The organism is Pseudomonas sp. 273 (genome assembly GCF_029201425.1).
GTDB classification, from domain to species: Bacteria; Pseudomonadota; Gammaproteobacteria; order Pseudomonadales; family Pseudomonadaceae; genus Pseudomonas; species Pseudomonas delhiensis.
In genome coordinates, this window is the sequence record NZ_CP116775.1 from 948,742 (window position 1) to 968,552 (window position 19,811).

General features: G+C 62.0%; 17 protein-coding genes. 5 read left to right on the forward strand and 12 right to left on the reverse strand.

What is annotated here, in order from left to right; translation table 11 throughout:
• Positions 1–50: 50 nt before the first annotated feature.
• The 9 genes from pseG to plsB all read right to left on the reverse strand — a co-directional run bounded on the left by pseG (position 51) and on the right by plsB (position 11,558).
• Positions 51–1,133, reverse strand: coding sequence for a UDP-2,4-diacetamido-2,4,6-trideoxy-beta-L-altropyranose hydrolase (pseG, locus tag PKO50_RS04480; RefSeq protein WP_089391553.1), 1,083 nt, complete (start codon positions 1,131–1,133; stop codon positions 51–53).
• The gene (pseF, locus tag PKO50_RS04485) at positions 1,133–1,834 is read right to left on the reverse strand and encodes a pseudaminic acid cytidylyltransferase (RefSeq protein ID WP_089391554.1); all 702 of its coding nucleotides are present in this window, start codon (positions 1,832–1,834) and stop codon (positions 1,133–1,135) included. The genes pseG and pseF overlap by 1 nt, the downstream gene beginning before the upstream one ends.
• Positions 1,831–2,991, reverse strand: a complete 1,161-nt coding sequence (gene pseC / locus PKO50_RS04490) for a UDP-4-amino-4,6-dideoxy-N-acetyl-beta-L-altrosamine transaminase (RefSeq protein WP_089391555.1) — start codon at positions 2,989–2,991, stop codon at positions 1,831–1,833. Before pseC ends, pseF begins: the two co-directional genes overlap by 4 nt.
• A complete protein-coding gene (gene pseB / locus PKO50_RS04495) occupies positions 2,991–3,989 on the reverse strand; it encodes a UDP-N-acetylglucosamine 4,6-dehydratase (inverting) (protein WP_089391556.1) in 999 nt (332 codons plus the stop codon). Before pseB ends, pseC begins: the two co-directional genes overlap by 1 nt.
• 15 nt (positions 3,990–4,004) lie before the next feature.
• Positions 4,005–5,276, reverse strand: a complete 1,272-nt coding sequence (locus PKO50_RS04500; RefSeq protein ID WP_089391557.1) for a hypothetical protein — start codon at positions 5,274–5,276, stop codon at positions 4,005–4,007.
• A gap of 287 nt (positions 5,277–5,563) precedes the next feature.
• Complete coding sequence (gene rfaH / locus PKO50_RS04505; protein ID WP_275628930.1) at positions 5,564–6,064, reverse strand: transcription/translation regulatory transformer protein RfaH; 501 nt, start codon at positions 6,062–6,064, stop codon at positions 5,564–5,566.
• 95 nt (positions 6,065–6,159) lie between these two features.
• Positions 6,160–8,388, reverse strand: a complete 2,229-nt coding sequence (locus PKO50_RS04510; RefSeq protein WP_275628931.1) for a polysaccharide biosynthesis tyrosine autokinase — start codon at positions 8,386–8,388, stop codon at positions 6,160–6,162.
• 34 nt (positions 8,389–8,422) lie between these two features.
• Positions 8,423–8,869 (reverse strand): low molecular weight protein-tyrosine-phosphatase, encoded by a 447-nt coding sequence (locus tag PKO50_RS04515; protein ID WP_275628932.1) that lies wholly within the window; start codon positions 8,867–8,869, stop codon positions 8,423–8,425.
• A gap of 196 nt (positions 8,870–9,065) precedes the next feature.
• The gene (plsB, locus tag PKO50_RS04520) at positions 9,066–11,558 is read right to left on the reverse strand and encodes a glycerol-3-phosphate 1-O-acyltransferase PlsB (RefSeq protein ID WP_275628933.1); all 2,493 of its coding nucleotides are present in this window, start codon (positions 11,556–11,558) and stop codon (positions 9,066–9,068) included.
• A gap of 301 nt (positions 11,559–11,859) precedes the next feature.
• Here plsB and PKO50_RS04525 point away from each other — a divergent pair, with 301 nt between their 5' ends.
• From PKO50_RS04525 to PKO50_RS04545, 5 genes are all read left to right on the forward strand, one after another.
• Complete coding sequence (locus PKO50_RS04525; RefSeq protein ID WP_275628934.1) at positions 11,860–12,783, forward strand: ATP-binding cassette domain-containing protein; 924 nt, start codon at positions 11,860–11,862, stop codon at positions 12,781–12,783.
• Positions 12,780–13,514 carry an ABC transporter permease subunit gene (locus tag PKO50_RS04530; RefSeq protein WP_275628935.1) on the forward strand — a complete coding sequence of 245 codons (735 nt, stop codon included), beginning with the start codon at positions 12,780–12,782 and terminating at the stop codon, positions 13,512–13,514. The genes PKO50_RS04525 and PKO50_RS04530 overlap by 4 nt, the downstream gene beginning before the upstream one ends.
• Before the next feature lie 10 nt (positions 13,515–13,524).
• The gene (locus tag PKO50_RS04535) at positions 13,525–15,366 is read left to right on the forward strand and encodes a Gldg family protein (RefSeq protein WP_275628936.1); all 1,842 of its coding nucleotides are present in this window, start codon (positions 13,525–13,527) and stop codon (positions 15,364–15,366) included.
• A gap of 10 nt (positions 15,367–15,376) precedes the next feature.
• Positions 15,377–16,348: a DUF4340 domain-containing protein gene (locus PKO50_RS04540; RefSeq protein WP_275628937.1), complete on the forward strand. Its 972-nt coding sequence runs from the start codon at positions 15,377–15,379 to the stop codon at positions 16,346–16,348.
• A 388-nt stretch (positions 16,349–16,736) separates the two neighbouring features.
• Positions 16,737–16,946: a cold-shock protein gene (locus PKO50_RS04545; RefSeq protein ID WP_043249868.1), complete on the forward strand. Its 210-nt coding sequence runs from the start codon at positions 16,737–16,739 to the stop codon at positions 16,944–16,946.
• Between the two features lie 112 nt (positions 16,947–17,058).
• On the opposite strand, the gene PKO50_RS04550 is transcribed toward PKO50_RS04545, so the two are convergent.
• From PKO50_RS04550 to dapE, 3 genes are all read right to left on the reverse strand, one after another.
• Positions 17,059–17,442 (reverse strand): hypothetical protein, encoded by a 384-nt coding sequence (locus tag PKO50_RS04550; protein WP_275628938.1) that lies wholly within the window; start codon positions 17,440–17,442, stop codon positions 17,059–17,061.
• A gap of 11 nt (positions 17,443–17,453) precedes the next feature.
• Positions 17,454–18,263, reverse strand: a complete 810-nt coding sequence (locus tag PKO50_RS04555; RefSeq protein ID WP_109936096.1) for a putative RNA methyltransferase — start codon at positions 18,261–18,263, stop codon at positions 17,454–17,456.
• Between the two features lie 170 nt (positions 18,264–18,433).
• The gene (dapE, locus tag PKO50_RS04560; RefSeq protein WP_275628939.1) at positions 18,434–19,582 is read right to left on the reverse strand and encodes a succinyl-diaminopimelate desuccinylase; all 1,149 of its coding nucleotides are present in this window, start codon (positions 19,580–19,582) and stop codon (positions 18,434–18,436) included.
• Positions 19,583–19,811 lie beyond the last annotated feature (229 nt).

A 19,811-nucleotide genomic window follows, 5' to 3' on the forward strand; every position in this document is an offset into this window, starting at 1 on the left:
GGTAAATCAGCCTCGGTTAGTTTTCGAAGACGCTCCATGGAGAACTCCGTTTATTTCATCATTGCTTCTATTGCGCGTTGTGTGCCAATGCCGTCGACAAAGACAGTTGCGTTCTTCGAGGCTCGTGTAAGCTCTTCAGGGGAGTGAAGATTTTCCACATATATCGGTAGAAGGGCAGGAATCTGTTCAATGGAGGGAATCAGAAATGCTGCACCCGCTTCGTGCAAGCGCTGGCCAATCAAGCGTTGATTTTCAGCTAGTATCAACATGATAGTGGGTAGCCCTAGGCAGCAGCGTTCCCAGCTTGTGGACCCTGCAGCGCCAATTGCAATATCCGCATCGCTCATTAGGCTGGCCATATCTGGAGTATTGACCAGCAGTTGAGTGAAGCATTGCATCAGTTCTACTTGGTGGCAGACATCTGATAGCCATGGAGCGTTAGCTCCCATGACGACCTGTATTTGCCAATTAGGATCGACAATAGAACCCAGCACCTGCAAAACCATCCCAGTTGCATTGGAGGCGTCGACGCCCCCCATGCTGATAAGAATCTTACTCAAAGAGCGATTCTTTCTGCTTGCTAGGCTTCGGGCACGTAATTCACTGAACTTCGGCCGCAAAAGGGCATAACTTGGTCCCAGAAGTAAACGGCAGGCATCAGGGATAAGTCCGTGATAATCCTCAGAGGTTCGTCCCAGGCTTTGGTCAAGAAGTAGATCGCAATAATGGCTTCTGTCGGCGAGATCATCCAGTGCCATCAGGCGGTTGCAGTGCCTTGAGACCTCCTGTTCCCAGCGTTTTTCCAAGGCATAGTGATCGACCACAAGCCAGTCTGGCTGTACAGTTTCGAGCACAGCGGCAGTCTGTTCAGCGTCTTCGTACCAAGGCGCTCCTAGCCATCCAGCGTGTACTGGAACAAATGGATCATCCAGCATATTCCGGGCAATGAACGGAAGCACATGAAGACTATGCCCTCGCTCTAAGACGAAATTGTTCAAATGACCTGGATGTTCGCGGCAGATAAAATGACAGTGAGCTCCTTGGGCTTTTAATGCATCCGCCAATGTAAGACAGCGCATCAAGTGTCCAGAGCCCATTTTTAGCGAGGCATCGGTACGAAAGACAATATTCATCAGGGGGAGCTCGTCTCGGCCTGCAAGGATTTAAACATCCACTCGGCTCGATACCAGTCCTCCTGTGTATCGATATCCTGTACCCGATGGCTAGGAAGTAATATGACTTTGGAGGTGTTGCTGAAGATTATTCGTTCGTTTAGCCAGGCATTCGCTCGACCCCAGTAGAACTGGCCTGCGTCATGATAGGCCTCTTCTAAGTCCTGGGAGCGAGTTTTGAAATGATCAGGGTTGAGCATTTCTACTCGGCCGTTAGAGTCCAAACGAATCGCTCGCTGGATTGGGAAGGGATAGGTTGTGGCAGAAAATACATATTCGACTTTCTGTCGCTCCAATATCTCCAATCCCTTGTTCAGGTCTATTGGGCTTATAAACGGCGCTGTTGCATAGATACAGCAAACTTTATCCGGAAACAGTCCGTGTTGTTGATGCCATTTAATGGCGTGCTGGATCACTGGAGTCGTGCCGGTATAGTCATCAGATAATTCATTAGGACGCATGAAAGGAGTTTCTGCGCCATACTGAACTGATATCCGAGCAATTTGGGGATCATCGGTCGAAACTACTATCTTATCGAAGCATTTACTTCGAATGGCCGCTTCGATCGACCAGGCAATCATTGGCTTTCCGCAGAATTGTTTAATATTCTTGCCTGGAATCCGCTTGCTGCCTCCGCGGGCAGGGATCACCGCTAGCTTCATGCTCCGACTGCCTGACGTAGAGCCGCAACGACTTGATCCTGCTGCTCTTCGCTCAAAGTCTGGTACATCGGCAGGCTGATCGCTTCCCGATAGTACTGCTCGGCTTCCGGATAGTCGCCAAACTTGAAACCCAGTTCGCGATAGTAAGGTTGGGTGTGGACCGGGATGTAATGCAGGTTCACGCCGATTCCGGCGTCCCTGAGCTTCTCGAAGGTCTTCCGATGGCTTTGGGAGCACTCTTCGAGCTTCAGCCGAATGACATAGAGGTGCAGTCCGGAGTAGCTATCCGAATGCTGCCATGGTGTGACTACCGGCAGATCCGCCAGCAATTCGTCATAGCGGCGAGCCAGGTCATGTCGACGAGCGACGTAGCCGTCGAGACGTTGCATCTGGGATACCCCCAGGGCTGCTTGTAATTCGGTCATCCGATAGTTGAAGCCCAGATCGATCTGCTGGTAGTACCAGGGGCCATCGGCTTCGTGTGTCATCTGCGAGGGATCGCGAGTGATACCGTGGCTACGCAGCAAGGCCATGCGTTGCGCAAGCTGCGCATCGTTCGTGAGCGCCATTCCACCTTCGGCTGTGGTGATGATTTTCACCGGATGGAAGCTGAATACGGTGATATCGCTGTAGCGACCATTGCCGATGAACTCGCCGCGGTACTTGCCGCCGATAGCGTGGGACGCGTCTTCGATCACTTTGAAACCGTAGCGCTGCGCCAACTTGTGGATTGCCGCCATGTCGCAAGGCTGGCCGCATAAATGCACAGCAACCACAATCTTCGGCAATTTACCCGCGGCTTCGGCTTGATCGAGTTTCCTGGCGAGCGCCTTGGGGCAAAGGTTGTAAGTTCTGGGGTCGATATCTACAAAATCGACCTGAGCCCCGCAATACAGGGCGCAGTTTGCCGAGGCAACGAAGGTTATAGGAGACGTCCAGAGAACATCGCCATCACCCAGCCCCAGAGCCAGGCACGCAATATGGAGCGCGGAGGTCGCGCTGTTGACTGCCAACGCGTGCTGGGCGCCTACATGCTGGGCCACGCTTTGTTCAAAGCGCGGCACCATCGGGCCTTGGGTCAGAAAGTCAGAGCGCAGGACTTCGATTACCGAATCAATGTCTGCCTGGGTTATCTCCTGACGGCCATAGGGAATCATTAGATACTCCCGATCTTATCGAAGTTGCGGTCGATCCAAGCGCTGAGAGCTTCGTCGCTCATCCATTCGGAGTTGTTGTCACTGGCATAGACGAAACCTTCGGGCACCTTCTTGCCGTTCTTGATACGCTTCTCGCAAGTCGCCCAGTTATTGATCGTTGGTAGGATCTTGAAGTGCTCGGGATATTCGTAGGTGTAATAGGCGTCTTCAGCGCTGATCATCTGCTCATGCAGCTTTTCGCCGGGACGGATGCCGATGACTTCCTGGGTCGCCTCCGGAGCGACCACTCGGGCCAGGTCGGTGACTTTCATTGACGGAATCTTCTTCACGTAGATTTCGCCGCCTTCCATATCTTCGAAGGCATGCCAGACTAGCTCGACACCTTCCTCCAGCGAAATCATGAAGCGAGTCATGCGCTCGTCGGTGATAGGCAGGACACCTTTGTCCTTGATGGACATGAAGAACGGGATTACCGAGCCGCGTGATCCCATTACGTTGCCATAGCGGACGACAGAGAACCGGCTGTCATGAGCTCCAGAATAGGAGTTGCCAGCAACGAATAGCTTGTCCGAAGCCAGTTTGGTTGCGCCATACAGATTGATGGGGCTGCTGGCCTTGTCGGTCGAAAGTGCCACCACGCGCTTCACTCCTTTATCGATGCAGGCATCGATCAGGTTCATGGCACCCATGACATTGGTCTTTACGCATTCGAAAGGGTTGTATTCCGCTGTGGGAACGATTTTCGTGGCCGCGGCATGGACAACGTAATCGACACCATCCAGAGCACGGTAGAGGCGCTCTTTGTCACGGACGTCCCCAATGAAGAAGCGAACGCGGTTGTCACCTTGGAATTTCTTGGCCATTTCCCATTGTTTCATCTCATCGCGGGAGAAGACGATGATTTTCTTGGGATTGTACTTGGCTAGAGTCATCGGTACGAAGGTATTGCCGAAAGAACCGGTACCGCCAGTGACGAGAATGGTTTTGTTTTGGAGCATTTATGTATCCTTGGCTTATGCCTTAGCTGTGTTCGAAGCGTTTTGGGAGGAAATTTCGTATCTGAGGAGGAATAATGAAGCCGACTTCCAGAGCAGTATGAAAAGGAAAGTTCCGCATACTGATATGGGAACGGCTAATGTTGCTGAGTAGTTTGAACTCAACCAGGCGCTCGCCGTGAACAGAGGTAGGGAAAGTAGATGGCTATAAATTATCGATCTGTCATACCCCATTGCATATAGTGCATAGTGAGGAATCATCCCGACGCCATAGAGTGTCGTGGCTAGCAAAGTCCAGGGGAAAATGGATTGATAGGTGATGTAGAGATCTTTTCCCAGCCAATGGAGCAATGGTTCGATAGCCAGTAATGCTATGCCGAAGAATAGGGCGCTTACGATTGTGGTCTGCCCTGCCAGCTTTGCCAGCTCTGCTCGGAACTTCGGGATGTCACGGGAATGCCAAGCCTTGATCAGTTCAGGGTAAACAAACGAGAAAACACCTGCATCGAGGAACGACATCAGGGCATTGCCTATGCTGATGAAAAGCACATAAGCGCCAAGCACTTCAAACCCGGACAGAGACTGGACCCAGTAACGGTCCAGAGTCAGTACCCCCCGAATGGCCAGGGTCGCAACCAGCAGAGCGCTGGATACTTTCAGACCTCGCAAGATCCATTGCCAATCGACTTTTGCCGACCAACCACTCAACCCGGCCCTGAACAGTATGAAAACACCTAGCAGGAGTGCGAATGTGGCACCGATGCACCAAGCTGCGAGAATGAAATCCAGCGTGCGTAGATCTTTTGAAAAAGACATGGCCGCAACGGCCAAAATTGGCCAAATACCTTGCCGAAGGAATAGGATAATGCTCGCCGCAAGTTGCTCGGAGACTGCGATGAGCAGGCGGCCAAGCTCCTGAGTTAAGTGCTCAAGGACGACTAGAGTAAAGAACCAGGCGGCATACTTCCAAGGAAGAAGTCCTTTGATAAAAACAATGCTCAGGAGAGGCAGGGCGATGATGTAGAGGACCAGGAAGATACTGGCTTGGTTCTTGAGTATGGAGCCTCTTTGACTTTTGGGAACCTTCAATATTTCTCGAGTGGAGAAGGTGTAGAAGTCGAACCCCAGTATATAAAGTGAATAACCTATGGTTGCACTGAGCAAACCAAACAGCCCTAGCTCTGCGGGCGATAATAGGCGCGCGAGGAAAAAAACCAGTAAAAATTTGCTGGCAAGTGTCGAGCCGCGAAGCCCCACGTTGCACAAACGCTTGAGTTTTTCGTTCAGCATTGACATCTCAGCGGATTTTGCGCATAGGTCCGATTGTGAATCAGAGGGATTTGGCACGCTACCGCCCCAGGATTTTTGGTCAATTTCCTGAGGACTCTGTATATCGGTATGTAACGGCAATCGGGCCGGGCTTGCGCCTGAATACCAGTGAGATAGAGAGCTATCTCTTTAGGATTTGAAAATACGACTAATTTCTGATCTGGTTTTCTGTTCAGAGGTTCCCGGTGAATAAATAAAAATGTTGATGGTTTGCATTAGATAAACTTGCTGCTCGAACATCTAACCGCTCAGATGATAGACTTTTCGATTCGAGAAAGTGGCACAGTGATTGTCACTTCGCGCTGAAGCAGCTTGAGTAGAAGAAGGACCCTTCCTTCCCCGTCGTTTTCTAGAAATATGGCGTCCAGGTGCGACAAGCTAGGATCGTTGATCGATACTCGCTCACCTGGAGTGAGAGCGGGCGTGATGATCGTTCTGGGCTGACGCAACGAGTCGATGATGTCTTCCGGAACAGGCGTCGGGCGACCACCAAAGCTGACTATTTGGTTCACTCCGCGAGTAGAGCGAATAGGCAGCCAGTTATCTTCTACCCTATCTAGATGAATGAAGAGATAACCTGGGAAGAGTGGCTCGGAGTGCTGCTGCAAACATCCCTGATGCAGTCGCTCCAGTTGGAGTAATGGAAGAAGGCACTGATATCCTTGGCGCTCCAGATTTTCTTGGGCGCGCAAGGCCTGGCGCGGCTTGCATTGGACCAGGTACCAGCGTTTTCCGGTTGCGTCCGGCATGATTCCCTCGTTGCAGGACTGACTGCTCCTGCGGCTTTCCGATGCCCGCTATGCGGACGGGTATATGGATAAGGCCTTCCCTGGCCTTTCCTCAATCAGGCTTTGTCTGATTTGTATTCGTAGTGGTAATAGCCGTAGCCGCCATAGCCGTAGGAGGCCGAGGCACGTTTCTCTACGCCGTTGAAGATGGCGCCCTTGAGTTCGATGCCGTTCTGTGCGAAGCGGCGGATGGTCAATTCGATTTCCCGTGCCGGGTTCAGGCCGAAGCGGGTGACGATCAGGCTGGTGCCGGACTGACGGCCGACGATGGCTGCGTCGGTGACCGCCAGCAGCGGCGGAGTATCCAGGATCACCAGATCGAAATGCTGGCTGGCCTCTTCGAGGAAGGCCGTGAAATTGGGGTGCATCAGCAGTTCGGACGGGTTCGGCGGGATCTGGCCGCGCGGGATGAAGTGGAATCCCTCGATCTCGGTGGTGCGTACAGCGGTATTGAGGTCGCAGCGCTTGACCAGGATGTCGGACAGACCATTTTCTTCCCCGCTATTGAGCACCTTGTGCAGGTAACCCTTGCGCATGTCCACGTCCACCAGCAGCACGCGTTGGCCGGTCTGGGCGATGACGGCTGCCAGGTTGGAGGAAACGAAGGTCTTGCCCACCGCGGGGCTGGGGCCGGAAATCATCAGGCGGTTGTTGCCGGCTTCCAGCATGGCGAAGTGCAGGCTGGTGCGCAGGCTGCGCAGGGACTCGATGGCCAGGTCGGTGGGGTGGCTGATGGCGAGCAGAGGAGCTGCCTTGGCTGCGCGGCCACGGCCCTTGTCGCGTCTGTCTTCCTCGGCCTTCTGCAGAACGCTGTAGGGGATCGAGGCATAGACGGGCAGGCCCAGTTGCTCGATGGCGTCTGGCGTTTCGATACCGCGATTCAATGCCTTGCGCAGCAGGACCAGGCCGACGGCGAAGAACAGGCCCAGTAGCGTGGCTACTAGGACAATCATGGCTTTCTTGGGTTTGACCGGCTTAGTGATATCGACATCCGCGGAGTCAATGATGCGGACGTTACCTACCGCGCCCGCGCGCATGACGTCCAACTCCTGGGCCTTGTTCAGCAGTTGGGTGTAGATGGCGGTGCTGACTTCAACGTCGCGAGTCAGGCGCAACAGTTCCTGCTGGGTTTCCGGTAGACCTTCGACTTTGTGGGTGAGACCGTTCTGTTTCGAAGTCAATTCGCCGATCTGGGTCTGCAGGGCTTGGTAAGCCGGGTGCTGGCGAGTGAACTTGCGGTCCATTTCCGCTTGTTGCAGTTTCAGTTCGGAGATGTTGGTGTCCAGCGCCACAATCTGGTCGAGCAGGGCCTTGGTTTCCAGGCTGATGTCCGCGGATTTGGACTTGGTTTGATAGGCGCTCAGGGCATCCTCAGCCTTTTCCAACTCGCGGCGTACATCGGGCAGTTGGCCGCGCAGGAATTCCAGGCTGGAAGCTGCCTCCGCGGAAGCACGCTCCACGTTCTGCCGGACGTAGAGCTTGCTGATCTCATCCAGTACCTGCAGGGCGCGGGCCGGTTCGTCGTTTTCCAGCGACAGGCTGATGATGCCGGACTCCTTGCCGGTCTCGGCGACGTTCAGGTTGTCCTGGTAGCGCAGGATGGTGGTCAGGCGGCGTTCGCGCGTCACATTGAAGTGCGTGCCGGGGTTGGCATGCAGCGCCTCGACCTGGATTTTTACGCCATGCTGGTCATAGGCTTCGCCTACCTTGCCCTCGACAAGCACATTGTCGTCATCGTCCAGCAGGGTATAGGTGCCATGCTCGCCAGCGATCAGCGTGAGAGTTTTTTCCAGCAGAGCAGTCGGCACATCGAGCTGGAAGACCTTCAGTTCCTCCCCACCCCAGCCAAAACGGCTCAGGCCGAACAGCGGTGTCGCGATTTCATCCGGAGTCTCCGGACTGAAGTGTCGAGCCAGGAAGCCCCCGACCACCGGAAACCGCGACGGCTCCACCACGATATTCAGCTTGAGGTTATCTACCGCCTTGCCAATAACCGCGCGCGAAGTCAGCAGTTGAATCTCTGTAATGGCCTCCGACTGTGCCCCCAGCAGGTCGCCCATATCCGACAATCCGGGAATGCTGGGCTTTTTCTGCTCCACCTGCACGATCGCATCCGATCGGTAGATCGGCGTAGCCAGCAGCGCATAGGCAACGCCCACGGCCATGAAGCCCGCGGTGATGCCGGCGATCAGCCATTTGTGGTCGATCAGGGTGCCGAGCAGACCTAGCAGGTCGATCTCGTCATCGTCTTTGTCGTGAATGGCTACCGGGGCTTGCTGTTGCATGGGCGTGCTTCTTTTGCTTCTTCGTCAGTGAGGCTTAGCGGTTCGGGCGAATGCGTTTGGCCCAGGCGTCGACGCCCTGTTCGATCAGCGCGTAGGCGTGCTCGAACACGGCTGTGCTCTGGCGGTAGGGGTCGGGGACTTCCAGGTCTTCCTGCCACTTGCCGAGCAGGAAGGTCTTGCCGCGGGCTTCCGGGGCGATCTGGGTGACGCCTTGCAGGTGGCGCTTTTCCATGACCAGGACCAGGTCGGATTCGCGCAGCAGGCTGGAAGTCAGTTGGCGGGCACGGTGTTCGTGCGGCTCCTCGCCGTGTTGCTGGAGAACGGCCAGGGCATGTTTTTCGATGGGTTTGTCGACCAAGGCGCCGAGGCCAGCGGAGCTGACCTGGATGTCGCTGCCGGCCAGGCGCTGGCGCAGCAGATGTTCTGCGGTAGGGCTGCGGCATATGTTGCCGACGCAGACGACCAGAATCCGTTTGAACACAGGGACTTCCTTGATCCTACAGACGTGTATGTATGAAGGCGGGGAATGTAAGAGTCGGGGCTTTCTGAGTCAAGGCTGGCAATCGGAATGTGACGAGTTTCAGATTCTTCCAGGCGTGGCCATGTGCCATGCCGTTGCTGCCTTACAGCGCGGACAGCCGTTTGTCGGCTGGCTGTCCGCGGGGGAGGGGGGATGCCTATTCGGCGTTTGCCTGAGGGGCCTCCTGGGGCGGCCGTTCCAACGCTACCTGCCGGATCGATAGCCGAATCTCCGCCGGCAACACCCGCTTGGCGGCGCCTTCGACGACTTCGCCGAGCTTCTCGTGGTAGCTCAGCTTGCCTGCCTCGTCCTTGCGCAGCACGCGCTGCTCGAGCAGGGCCTGGATGAAGTTGCGGAACAGCGTCTTGTCGAAGAACTCCGGGGCGTTCAGGCCGTGGAGGATGGACAGGCGCTGGGCCATGACGGTGCACAGGTTCTCCAGCTCCTCGGCGCTGAGCTGGCGCTGGCCGGCGTTGAGCAGCAGGGCGATGGCCATGTAGAAGCGTTGCAGCGTCTGGGTGATGGCGCGGGCCAGCAGCGTCAGCAGCACGTATTCGCGCGAGCTGGGGGCCGGGCGCACGTAGGCGTCGCCGTCCTGCTTCAGCAGGTTCTGCTCCACCAGCGCAGCCAGCCACTGGTCGATCACGGTGTCGAGCTGGTCCAGGTCCCAGCGGATGAACAGTTCCTGCTGCAGGAAGGGGTAGAGCGCGCGGGTGTAGTTCAGCAACTGCTCGCGGCTGATCCGCGCGTTGCTCTGGAAGAAGCTGGCGATCAGCGCCGGCAGGGCGAATACGTGCAGGACGTTGTTGCGGTAGTAGGTCATGAGGACGGCGTTCTGCTCGTCCAGGTAGAGGATGCGGCCCAGGGCGTCCTTCTGTTCGGACAGCAGGTTCATGCTCTTCACGTATTCGATCAGCGCCTTGCCGTCGCCGTCGGGCAGGGTGGCGCTGGGCGAGTAGGGCACCTTGCGCAGCAGCGCCAGGTAGAGGTCGAGCACGCGCTCCAGGGCGCGTTCGTCCAGGGCCAGGCGGCTGGTGGAGAGCAGCGCCAGGGCCACCAGGTTGACCGGGTTGATGGCCGCCGCGTCGTTGAGGTGGCGGGCCACTTCGCGGGCCAGCTGGTTGGTGGCATCCGGCAGCCAGGTGGGGCGGTACTCCGGCCCCAGTTCCTGCTTGCGCCAGCCGGGTTCGTGCTGGTCGAGGAAGCTGTCCAGGTGGATCGGCTCGCCGAAGTTCACCCACACCTGGCCGAAGCGCTGGCGCAGCGCGCCCACCACCTTGAACAGGTCGAAGATGGACTCCTTCTTCTTCGCCGCGCCGCGCAGCTCGCCCAGGTAGGTGCGGCCTTCGAGCACGCGCTCGTAGCCGATGTACACCGGGACGAAGACGATCGGCCGGCGCGAGTCGCGCAGGAAGCTGCGCAGGGTGATGGCGAGCATGCCGGTGCGCGGATGCAGCATGCGCCCGGTGCGCGAGCGGCCGCCTTCGACGAAGTATTCGGTGGAGAAACCGCGGCTGAACAGGGTGTGCAGGTACTCGTTGAACACCGCGGTGTACAGCTGGTTGCCCTTGAAGCTGCGGCGCATGAAGAAGGCCCCGCCGCGGCGCAGGATGGAGCCCACCACCGGCATGTTGAGGTTGATGCCGGCGGCGATGTGCGGCGGCGTCAGGCCGTTGCGGAACAGCAGGTAGGACAGCAGCAGGTAGTCGATGTGGCTGCGGTGGCAGGGCACGTAGACGATCTCGTTGCCCTGGGCCACGTCCTGCACGCGCTCGATGTGGTTGACCCGCACGCCCTCGTAGAGCTTGTTCCAGAACCAGGTGAGGGTGACTTCGAGGAAGCGGATCACCGGGTAGGACACGTCCGCGGCGATCTCGTTGGCGTAGCGCAGGGCCAGGGCCTCGGCCTTTTCCTGGGTGATGTGCTGGGTGTCGACCTCTTCCTGGATCGCCTGGCGCACCAGGGGCGCGCGCAGCAGGCCCTTGACCAGGGTGCGGCGGTGCGAGAGGTCCGGGCCGATGACCGCGGTCTTCTGGTTGCGGAAGTGCACCCGCAGGATGCGCTGGACCATGCGCAGGGTGCGCTCCTGGCCCTTGCCCTGGTCGACCAGCTCGCGCAGGTGGATGGGGGCGGAGAACTGCACCCGCGTCTTGCGCCCGAGGATGAGGATGCGCGCCAGCTTGCGCAGGCGCCCAGTCACCGCCCAGTTGTCGGCGAACAGCAGCTTCCAGGCGCTCTTCTCGCTGTCTGGGGACTGCCCCCAGAACACGCTGACCGGGACGATCTGCGCATCGTCCACGCCGTTCTGGCCGATGGCCGCGAGCATCCGCACCAGCGCCGGCGGCGCCCCGCGCTTGTCCTGGCGGCCGAGCCAGTCGGGCTCCGGCGTCAGGTAGAAGAAGGCCGCCGGCTCGATGCTGCTGCCCACCGCCACCGGCATCACCGGGCGCGGCAGGCCGGCCTTGCGGCATTCCGTGTCGACTACCGCCAGGTCGCTCACCGAAGGCTGCTGCAGCACGTAGAGCACCGGCTTGCTGCGGTCGATCTTCAGGCTCAGGGACGACTGGTTGATGGTTTCCGAGCGCACCCAGAGGTAGAGCAGGCGGCGCAGGACGCCAAAACCGAAGCGGCGGAACGGGTAACGGGGCATACGGGCTCGCAGGCAGTTTGACGGGGCTCGGTGGCGACCGAGCGGACGCTAGTGTGCCGCAACGGCACCGCCGGCAAAAGGGCGGGAAGGCTGGCCCCGGGGCTGGTCGCGGCGCCTTCTCCCTGAAAGGATGGCAGCATTCCTGAAAAAAAATTTCATGCACGACGACGTACTTTTTCGTCACAGTCTCCATCTTGCACTGCCACCCGTCGGTTCCTATAGTCCCGGCGGCATTTGTAGGAGCCTGTCTCCACTGCGTGTTGCGAGTGTCGAGGCGGCTCTTGGCGCAACGGTGAGAGAAATGATCGAAATAAGCAGACTCACGAAGCGATTCGCGCAGCACACCGCGGTGGACGACCTGTCCTTCAGTGTGCAACCGGGGGAAGTCCTGGGCTTTCTCGGCCCCAACGGCGCCGGCAAGTCCACCACCATGAAGATGCTCACCGGGTTCCTCGCCCCCACCTCGGGCACCGCGAGCATCCATGGCTTCGACATCCAGACGCAGACCCTGCAGGCCCAGCGCCTGATCGGCTACCTGCCCGAGGGCGCGCCCTGCTATGGCGACATGCGCGTGCGCGGCTTCCTCGAGTTCATCGCCGAGGTGCGCGGCTACCGCGGCGCGCAGAAGCGCGAGCGGGTGGCGCGGGTGGTCGGGCAACTGGAGCTGGAGCGCGTCCGCGAGCAGTCCATCGAGACCCTCTCCAAGGGCTTCAAGCGCCGCGTCGGCGTGGCCCAGGCGATTCTCCACGACCCGCGGGTGCTGATCCTCGACGAGCCCACCGACGGCCTCGACCCGAACCAGAAGCACCAGGTCCGCGAGCTGATCCGTGGCCTGGCGCGGGACCGCATCGTCATCATCTCCACCCACATCCTCGAGGAGGTCACCGCGGTCTGCACCCGCGCCGTGGTGATCGCCAACGGCCGCCTGCTGGCAGACGGCACGCCCTTCGAGCTGGAAAGCCGCTCGCGCTACCACCAGGCGGTGACCCTGGTCGCCGACGACGAGCTGGACCGCGCGGCCCTGGCCGCCCTGCCGGGCGTGGCGGCGCTGGAGGAGAACCCGCTGGAGCGCAGCCTGACGCTGCTGGCCAGGCCGGGCGAGGTGATCTTCCCGCAGGTGAACGCGCTGATCGCCGAGCGTGGCTGGCGCATCCGCGAACTGGACGTGGAGCGTGGCCGCCTCGACGAGGTGTTCCGCAGCCTGACCAAGGGGGAAGCGGCATGAAGCAGTTGCCGGTGATCTTCAAGCGCGAGCTGGCGAGCTACTTCGCCACCCCGCTGGCCTACGTCTTCATCGTCATCTTCCTGGTCCTGTCAGGGGTTTTCACCTTCTACCTGGGCAATTTCTACGAGCGTAACCAGGCGGATCTGACAGCCTTTTTCAACTTCCATCCCTGGCTCTATCTGTTCCTCATCCCGGCGCTGGCCATGCGCCTGTGGGCCGAGGAGCGCAAGTCCGGTTCCATCGAGCTGCTGATGACCCTGCCGATCACCCGCTTCGAGGCGGTCACCGGCAAGTTCCTCGCCGCCTGGGTGTTCGCCGGCATCGCCCTGCTGCTGACCTTCCCCATGGTGCTCACGGTCAACTACCTGGGCGAGCCGGACAACGGCGCCATCCTCGCCGGCTACCTCGGCAGCTGGCTGCTGGCCGGCGGCTACCTGGCCATCGGCTCGTGCATGTCGGCGCTGGCCAAGAACCAGGTGATCGCCTTCATCCTCGCCGTGGTGATGTGCTTCGTGTTCATCGTCAGCGGCTTCCCCCTGGTGCTCGACGCCTTCAACGCCTGGGCCCCGCAATGGCTGCTGGACGCGGTGGCCTCGATGAGCTTCCTGACGCGCTTCGACGCGATCAGCAAGGGCGTCATCGACCTGCGCGACCTGCTGTTCTTCGCCAGCCTGATCGTCGCCTGGCTCGCCGCCACCGCGGTGGTGGTCGACCTGAAGAAAGCCGACTGAGGAAGCCCGCATGAAGAAACTGATGTATTCCGCCGCCGGGCTGCTGGTCATCGCCCTGCTGTTCCTGGCCTTCAACCTGGTCTCCGGGCTGGCCTTCACCGGTGCGCGCCTGGACCTGACGCAGCAGAAGCTCTACACCATCTCCGACGGCACGAAGAAGGTCCTGGGCTCCATCGGCGAGCCGATCAACCTGTACTTCTTCTTCTCCGACAAGGGCAGCAAGGACCTGGTCCCGCTGCGCAACTACGCCAAGCGCGTGGAGGAGCTGCTCAAGGCCTACGAGCGCGAGGCCGACGGCAAGATCCGCCTGCACGTCATCGACCCGCAGCCGTTCTCCGAGGAAGAGGACAAGGCCGCCGAGTTCGGCCTGCAGGCGGTGCCGCTGAACCAGGGCGGCGACACCCTGTACTTCGGCCTGGCCGGCACCGATGCCCTGGACAACACCCAGGTGATCCCGTTCTTCCAGCCGGACCACGAGGAATTCCTGGAGTACGACGTCAGCCGCCTGGTCAACGCCCTGGCGCACCCCAAGCGGCCGGTGGTGGGCGTGCTCAGCACCCTGCAGATGACCGGCGGCTTCGACATGCAGACGCAGCAGCCCAGCTCGCCCTGGATGCTGCTCGACGAGGTGCGCCAGCAGTTCGACCTGAAGAGCCTCAAGCCCGACGTCGACGCCATCCCGGACGACGTCAGCGTGCTGTTGCTGGTGCACCCCAAGCACCTGCCGCAGCAGACGCTCTACGCCATCGACCAGTTCGTGCTGCGTGGCGGCAAGCTGCTGGTCTTCGTCGACCCCTTCAGCGAAGCCGACAAGTCCTCGCCCATGGCCGCGCTGGACGGCCCCGGCGACCAGGCTTCGGACCTCGAACCGCTGTTCAGGGCGTGGGGCGTGCAGCTGCTGCCGGGCAAGGTGCTCGGCGACGGCAGCTACGCCATGTCGGTAAGCATGGGCCAGGGCCAGGGCCAGCGCGCCGCGCACCACCCGGCCTGGCTGAACCTCGACGCCAGGGCCCTGGACGCCGACGACGTGAGCACCGCCGGGCTGGAGAACCTGACCCTGGCCACCGCCGGCATCCTGGAGCCGCTCAAGGACGCGAAGACCCGCTTCACTCCGTTGGTCCGCAGCTCGACCCTTGCCATGCCCTTCGACGCCCAGCGCTTCGCCGGCCTGCGCGATCCCGGCGAGCTGATGGCCCAGCTCAAGCCCACCGGCCAGCGCTACGCCATGGCCGCACGGATCCAGGGGCCGGCGCAGAGCGCCTTCCCCAATGGCATCGAAGGCCGCAAGGATGGCCTGAAGAGCGCCGACAACATCAACGTCATCGCCGTGGCCGATACCGACCTGCTCACCGACCGCATGTGGGTGCAGGTGCAGGACTTCTTCGGCCAGCGCGTGCCGCAGCCCTGGGCCGACAACGCCAGCTTCGTGATCAACGCGCTGGACAACCTGGCCGGCTCCGACGCGCTGATCAGCGTGCGCTCGCGCGGGCGCTTCAGCCGCCCGTTCACGGTGGTGGACGAACTGCAGCGCCAGGCCGAGACGCGCTTCCGCGAGAAGGCCGACGCGCTCAAGGCGCGCCTGGCGGACACCGAGCAGAAACTCGCCGCGCTGCAGAACCAGGACCCGGCCAAGGTCCTGGAGCTGACCCCCGAGCAGCAGGGCGCGGTGCAGCAGTTCATCCAGGAGCGGGTGCGCATCCGCAAGGAGCTGCGCGACGTGCAGTTCCAGCTCAACGCGGACATCGAGTCCCTGGGCCGCACCCTGAAAATCGTCAACATCGCCGCCGTGCCGCTGCTGCTGACCCTGGGCGTGCTCGCCCTGTGGTGGTGGCGCCGCCGGCGCCAGGCCTGAGGAGGCGACCATGCAGCGCAAGAGTCTGATCCTGCTGGTGGCCCTGGTGCTGGCGCTCGGCGGCCTCTACGCCTGGCTGCAGCGCGAGCCGGAGCGCGTGGCGCCGAAGGAGGCGCGCTATTTCCCGGGCCTGGATGCGCAGCAGGTGAGCGCGGTGACGGTGCGCCGCCCCGGCCAACCGGACATCCGCGTGGCGCGCCAGGACGGGCGCTGGGTGATGCCGGCCAAGGCCGGCTACCCGGCGGCCGGGCGCCTGGTCGGCGACCTGCTGCACGACCTGGCGCAGGCGCGCAAGGTCGAGGCGAAGACCCGCGAGCCGGCCAACTTCGCCCAGCTCGGCGTCGCCGACCAGGGCGAGGGCGCCGCCGTGCGCCTGAGCCTGGAACGCAGCGGCGGCGCGCCCCTGGACCTGTTGGTGGGCAAGGCCGCGCAGCAGGGCGGGCGCCTGGTGCGCCAACCCGGCGACGACCAAGTATGGCTGATCGACAAGGACCTGCGCCTGCCGCCCGACGAGCTGGACTGGCTGGACCGGCGCATCACCAGCATCCCCTTCGAGAAGATCGCCGAGGTGTCGGTGAGCTACCCCGGCGGGGAAACCCTGACGGTGTTCCGCGACCAGGCCGGGGAGCCCAACCTGCGGGTGCGCCAGTTGCCCAGGGATGCCAAGCTCGCCTACGAGTCCATCGCCAACGGCATGGCCACGCCCTTCGGCGGGCTGACCTTCAGCGAAACGGCGCCGCTGGACCAGGTGCAGTTCAAGGGGCCGACGCGGCTGAACCTGGCGCTCAGGACCCTCGACGGCGGCAGCCTGGGTGGGCGCGTGCTGGAGCAGGGCGGGCAGAACTGGCTGTTGCTGGAGCGCATCGAGGGCTTCGCCGACGGGCAGATCCAGGCGCGCAAGGGCTGGGCCTATCGCATCGAGCCCAATCAATACGAGGCGCTGGCCCGGCACCTGGCCGATTTCACCACGAAGAAACCTTGAGTGTCCGGCATTGCCGGCCGGAGGAAATTCCGGCCGGCAGCCGTTGCCTGCCAGTGCGTAAATGTGCACTACAGCACACTCGGAATGACAAAACTTACATCTCCCTTATATCGCCAGAACGCACCAAAATGGCCTTGGAAGCCCCGTAGAATGGCACTTTGGCCAGATTGGCGAGGGTGCCGGCACGAAGACGAAAAAGTGCTTTCCAGCTGTAACTTTTGATTTATATACTCGGGATCGCGGTCGTCATTGGGGTGTTATTCGAATTGCCCATCCAGCGGCTAAGGCCCTGGACGGTCAACGCGGACAACCTTCCGCCTGTCGAGCCGTTGCAGTCCTCATTCCCGGGGGCCACCCAAAAAATAATAGCAAGTTGGAGAGTGTGGTAATGGCTGATCGTGAGGTCGGAACCGTCAAGTGGTTCAATGACGCCAAGGGTTATGGATTCATTCAACGCGACAGCGGTCCGGACGTTTTCGTCCACTACCGCGCCATTCGTGGCGAAGGTCACCGCTCCCTGGTCGAAGGCCAGAAAGTGGAGTTCTCGGTGATCCAGGGTCAGAAAGGCCTCCAGGCGGAAGACGTCGCCAAGGTCTGAGCCCCCGAAATCAAAGGCCCGTCGCGAGACGGGCCTTTGTTTTCCAGCCGGCGCCTGGCGCACGGCTGTTCAATGACGGCGCCGCGTACCGCGGAAGCGCCGCTTTCGTGCTTCAGCCGGTACGCCAGGTGATCTCGGCCACGCCCTCGGCGGTCACCTTCAGCCAGCGGTCGGCGTCTTCCTCGCCCTGTTCCTCGCTCCAGCCGCCCGGCGCGCAGCGCACCTCCACGCCCAGCGCGGCGTTGGCCGCCTTCGCGCAGGCCAGGTCGTCGTCCCAGGGCGTGGCGTCGCTTTCGATGAACAGGCTGTGCCACTTGCCCACCGCCTGTGGCAGCCAGGTCAGCGGGATCATCCCGCGCGGGCTGTCGGCCAGGCACTTGAAGGTCTCGCCCTGGCGCCGCCAGTCGCTGCAGGGGCCCAGCGCCTCGGCCAGCCAGGCGCCGACGGCGGCCTGGTCGGCGTCCTTCAGGTAGATCTCGATATCCGGTTGGCGCATGGGCGTCCTCGTCAGGGGGTTTGGCGTTCCAGCCAATCGTAGCGTACCGCCACCGTGACCTCGAAGGGCTCGGCGAGGATGCGCTCGCGGCGCTGCGGGTTGACCCGCCAGCCGTGCGGCGTCATCGCCAGCAGTGTCTCTCGGGCTTCGCGGCTGTCCAGGGCCAGGCGGAAATTCAGGCTTTCCGTATGGGCCAGGGCCAGGCTCGGCGGCAGGTCGGCCAGGTGCTTGTCGTCGACGTACTCGCGCACCTCGTCGTACAGGCGCTGGCGCAGTTCCAGCAGGTGGTCGCGGGCCGGGCCCAGGCGCAGCACGCCGCCACCGGCCGGCAGCAGGCGGGCCGCCTCGTTCCAGTCGATGGGGCTGAACACGCTGGCCAGCAACTGGCAGCTGGCGTCGGCCAGGGGCACCCGGGCCATGCTGGCGACCATCCAGGTCAGTTGCGGGGCGCGGCGGCAGGCGGCCTTCACCGCCTCGCGGGAGATGTCCAGGGCGTAGCCGTCGCTGTCGGGCAGGGCCTGGGCCAGTTGCGCGGTGTAGTAGCCCTCGCCGCAGCCGATGTCGAGCCAGCGTGCCGGTGCGCGTTCGGCGGCGAGCTCGGCCAGGCGCCGGGCCAGCGGGGCGTAGTGGCCGGCGCCGAGGAACTGGCGGCGGGCCTCGACCATGGCGGCGTTGTCGCCCGGGTCGCGGCTCTTCTTGTGCTGCACCGGCAGCAGGTTCAGGTAGCCCTGGCGGGCGCGGTCGAAGCTGTGCCCGGCGGGGCACTTCACGCCGTTGTCGAGGCGCTCCAGGGGCGCCTGGCAGATCGGGCAGGTGAGCATTTCAGTCCTTGCGCTGCGTGCGCAGCGGGCTCAGCACCGTGAGCAGCGGCAGGCTGCGCTGGCGCAGGTTGAGCTGGTAGCTGCGCAGGGCGTAGCGGCGCTCGGGGCCGGCGTCGGCGGTGGGATGTCGGGTTGGGTGGCGGCCAGGCAGAAGCCTTTCTTCACGTCGCTCATGCCAGCAGCCGCACCAGGGTCTGGTAGTAGATTTCGCTGAGCAGGTCGAGGTCGCTGGCCAGCACCCGCTCGTTGACCTGGTGGATGGTGGCGTTGACCGGGCCCAGCTCGACCACCTGGGTACCCAGGGTGGCGATGAAGCGGCCGTCGGAGGTGCCGCCGGAGGTGGAGGGCTGGGTCTTGCGCCCGGTCACCGCCTGGATGCTGGCGGCCACGGCGTCGAGCAGCTCGCCCGGTTCGGTGAGGAACGGCAGGCCGGACAGCGCCCAGTCGATATGCCAGTCCAGGCCGTGCTTGTCGAGGATGGCGGCGACGCGCTGCTGCAGCCCCTCCGGGGTGGATTCGGTGGAGAAGCGGAAGTTGAACACCACCACCAGCTCGCCGGGGATGACGTTGGTGGCGCCGGTGCCGCCGTTGATGTTGGAAATCTGGAAGCTGGTCGGCGGGAAGAAGGCGTTGCCGTCGTCCCAGTGCTCGGCGGCCAGTTCGGCCAGGGCCGGGGCGGCCAGGTGGATGGGGTTCTTCGCCAGGTGCGGGTAGGCCACGTGGCCCTGTACGCCGCGTACCCTGAGGACGGCGCCGAGGGAGCCGCGGCGGCCGTTCTTCACCACGTCGCCCACCAGGGTGGTGCTCGACGGCTCGCCGACGATGCACCAGTCCAGGCGCTCGTTGCGCGCGCGCAGGCGCTCGACCACGGCCTTGGTGCCGTGCTGGGCCGGGCCTTCCTCGTCGCTGGTGATCAGGTAGGCGATGCTGCCGCGGTGGTCCGGGTGCTCGGCGACGAAGCGCTCGGTGGCGATGATCATGGCCGCCAGGCTGCCCTTCATGTCCGCCGCGCCGCGTCCGCAGAGCATGCCGTCGGCGTCGATCCGGGCGTCGAACGGCAGGTGCTGCCAGGCCTGCTCGGGGCCGGTGGGGACCACGTCGGTGTGCCCGGCGAAGCACAGCACCGGGCCTGCGCCACCGTCGCGGCCGGCGCGGCGGGCCCAGAAGTTGTCCACTTCTTCGATGCGCATCGGCTCCAGGTCGAAGCCGCAGGCGGCCAGGCGCTGCATCATCAGCTGCTGGCAGTCGGCATCGACGGGGGTGACGGAGGGCCGGCGGATCAGCTCGCAGGCGAGGGCCAGGGTCGGCGACAGGGACATGGGCAAGGCATCCAGGGTGAAACGGAAAAGGCGCACATCTTAAAGCAAAAGCGCGGGGCCGGCGCGTCGTCCGGTCGCACCGGGGGCCTACAAGGTGTGCGGTGTGTTGGATGGCGCGGGCCCTGCCCGCGATTTCGCGCGCAGGGCGCGCTCCTACAGGGGAATGGTGCGGTGGGGCGGCGTAGGAGCGGATCTTATCCGCGAAACGCGCCGGAACCACCGGGTATCG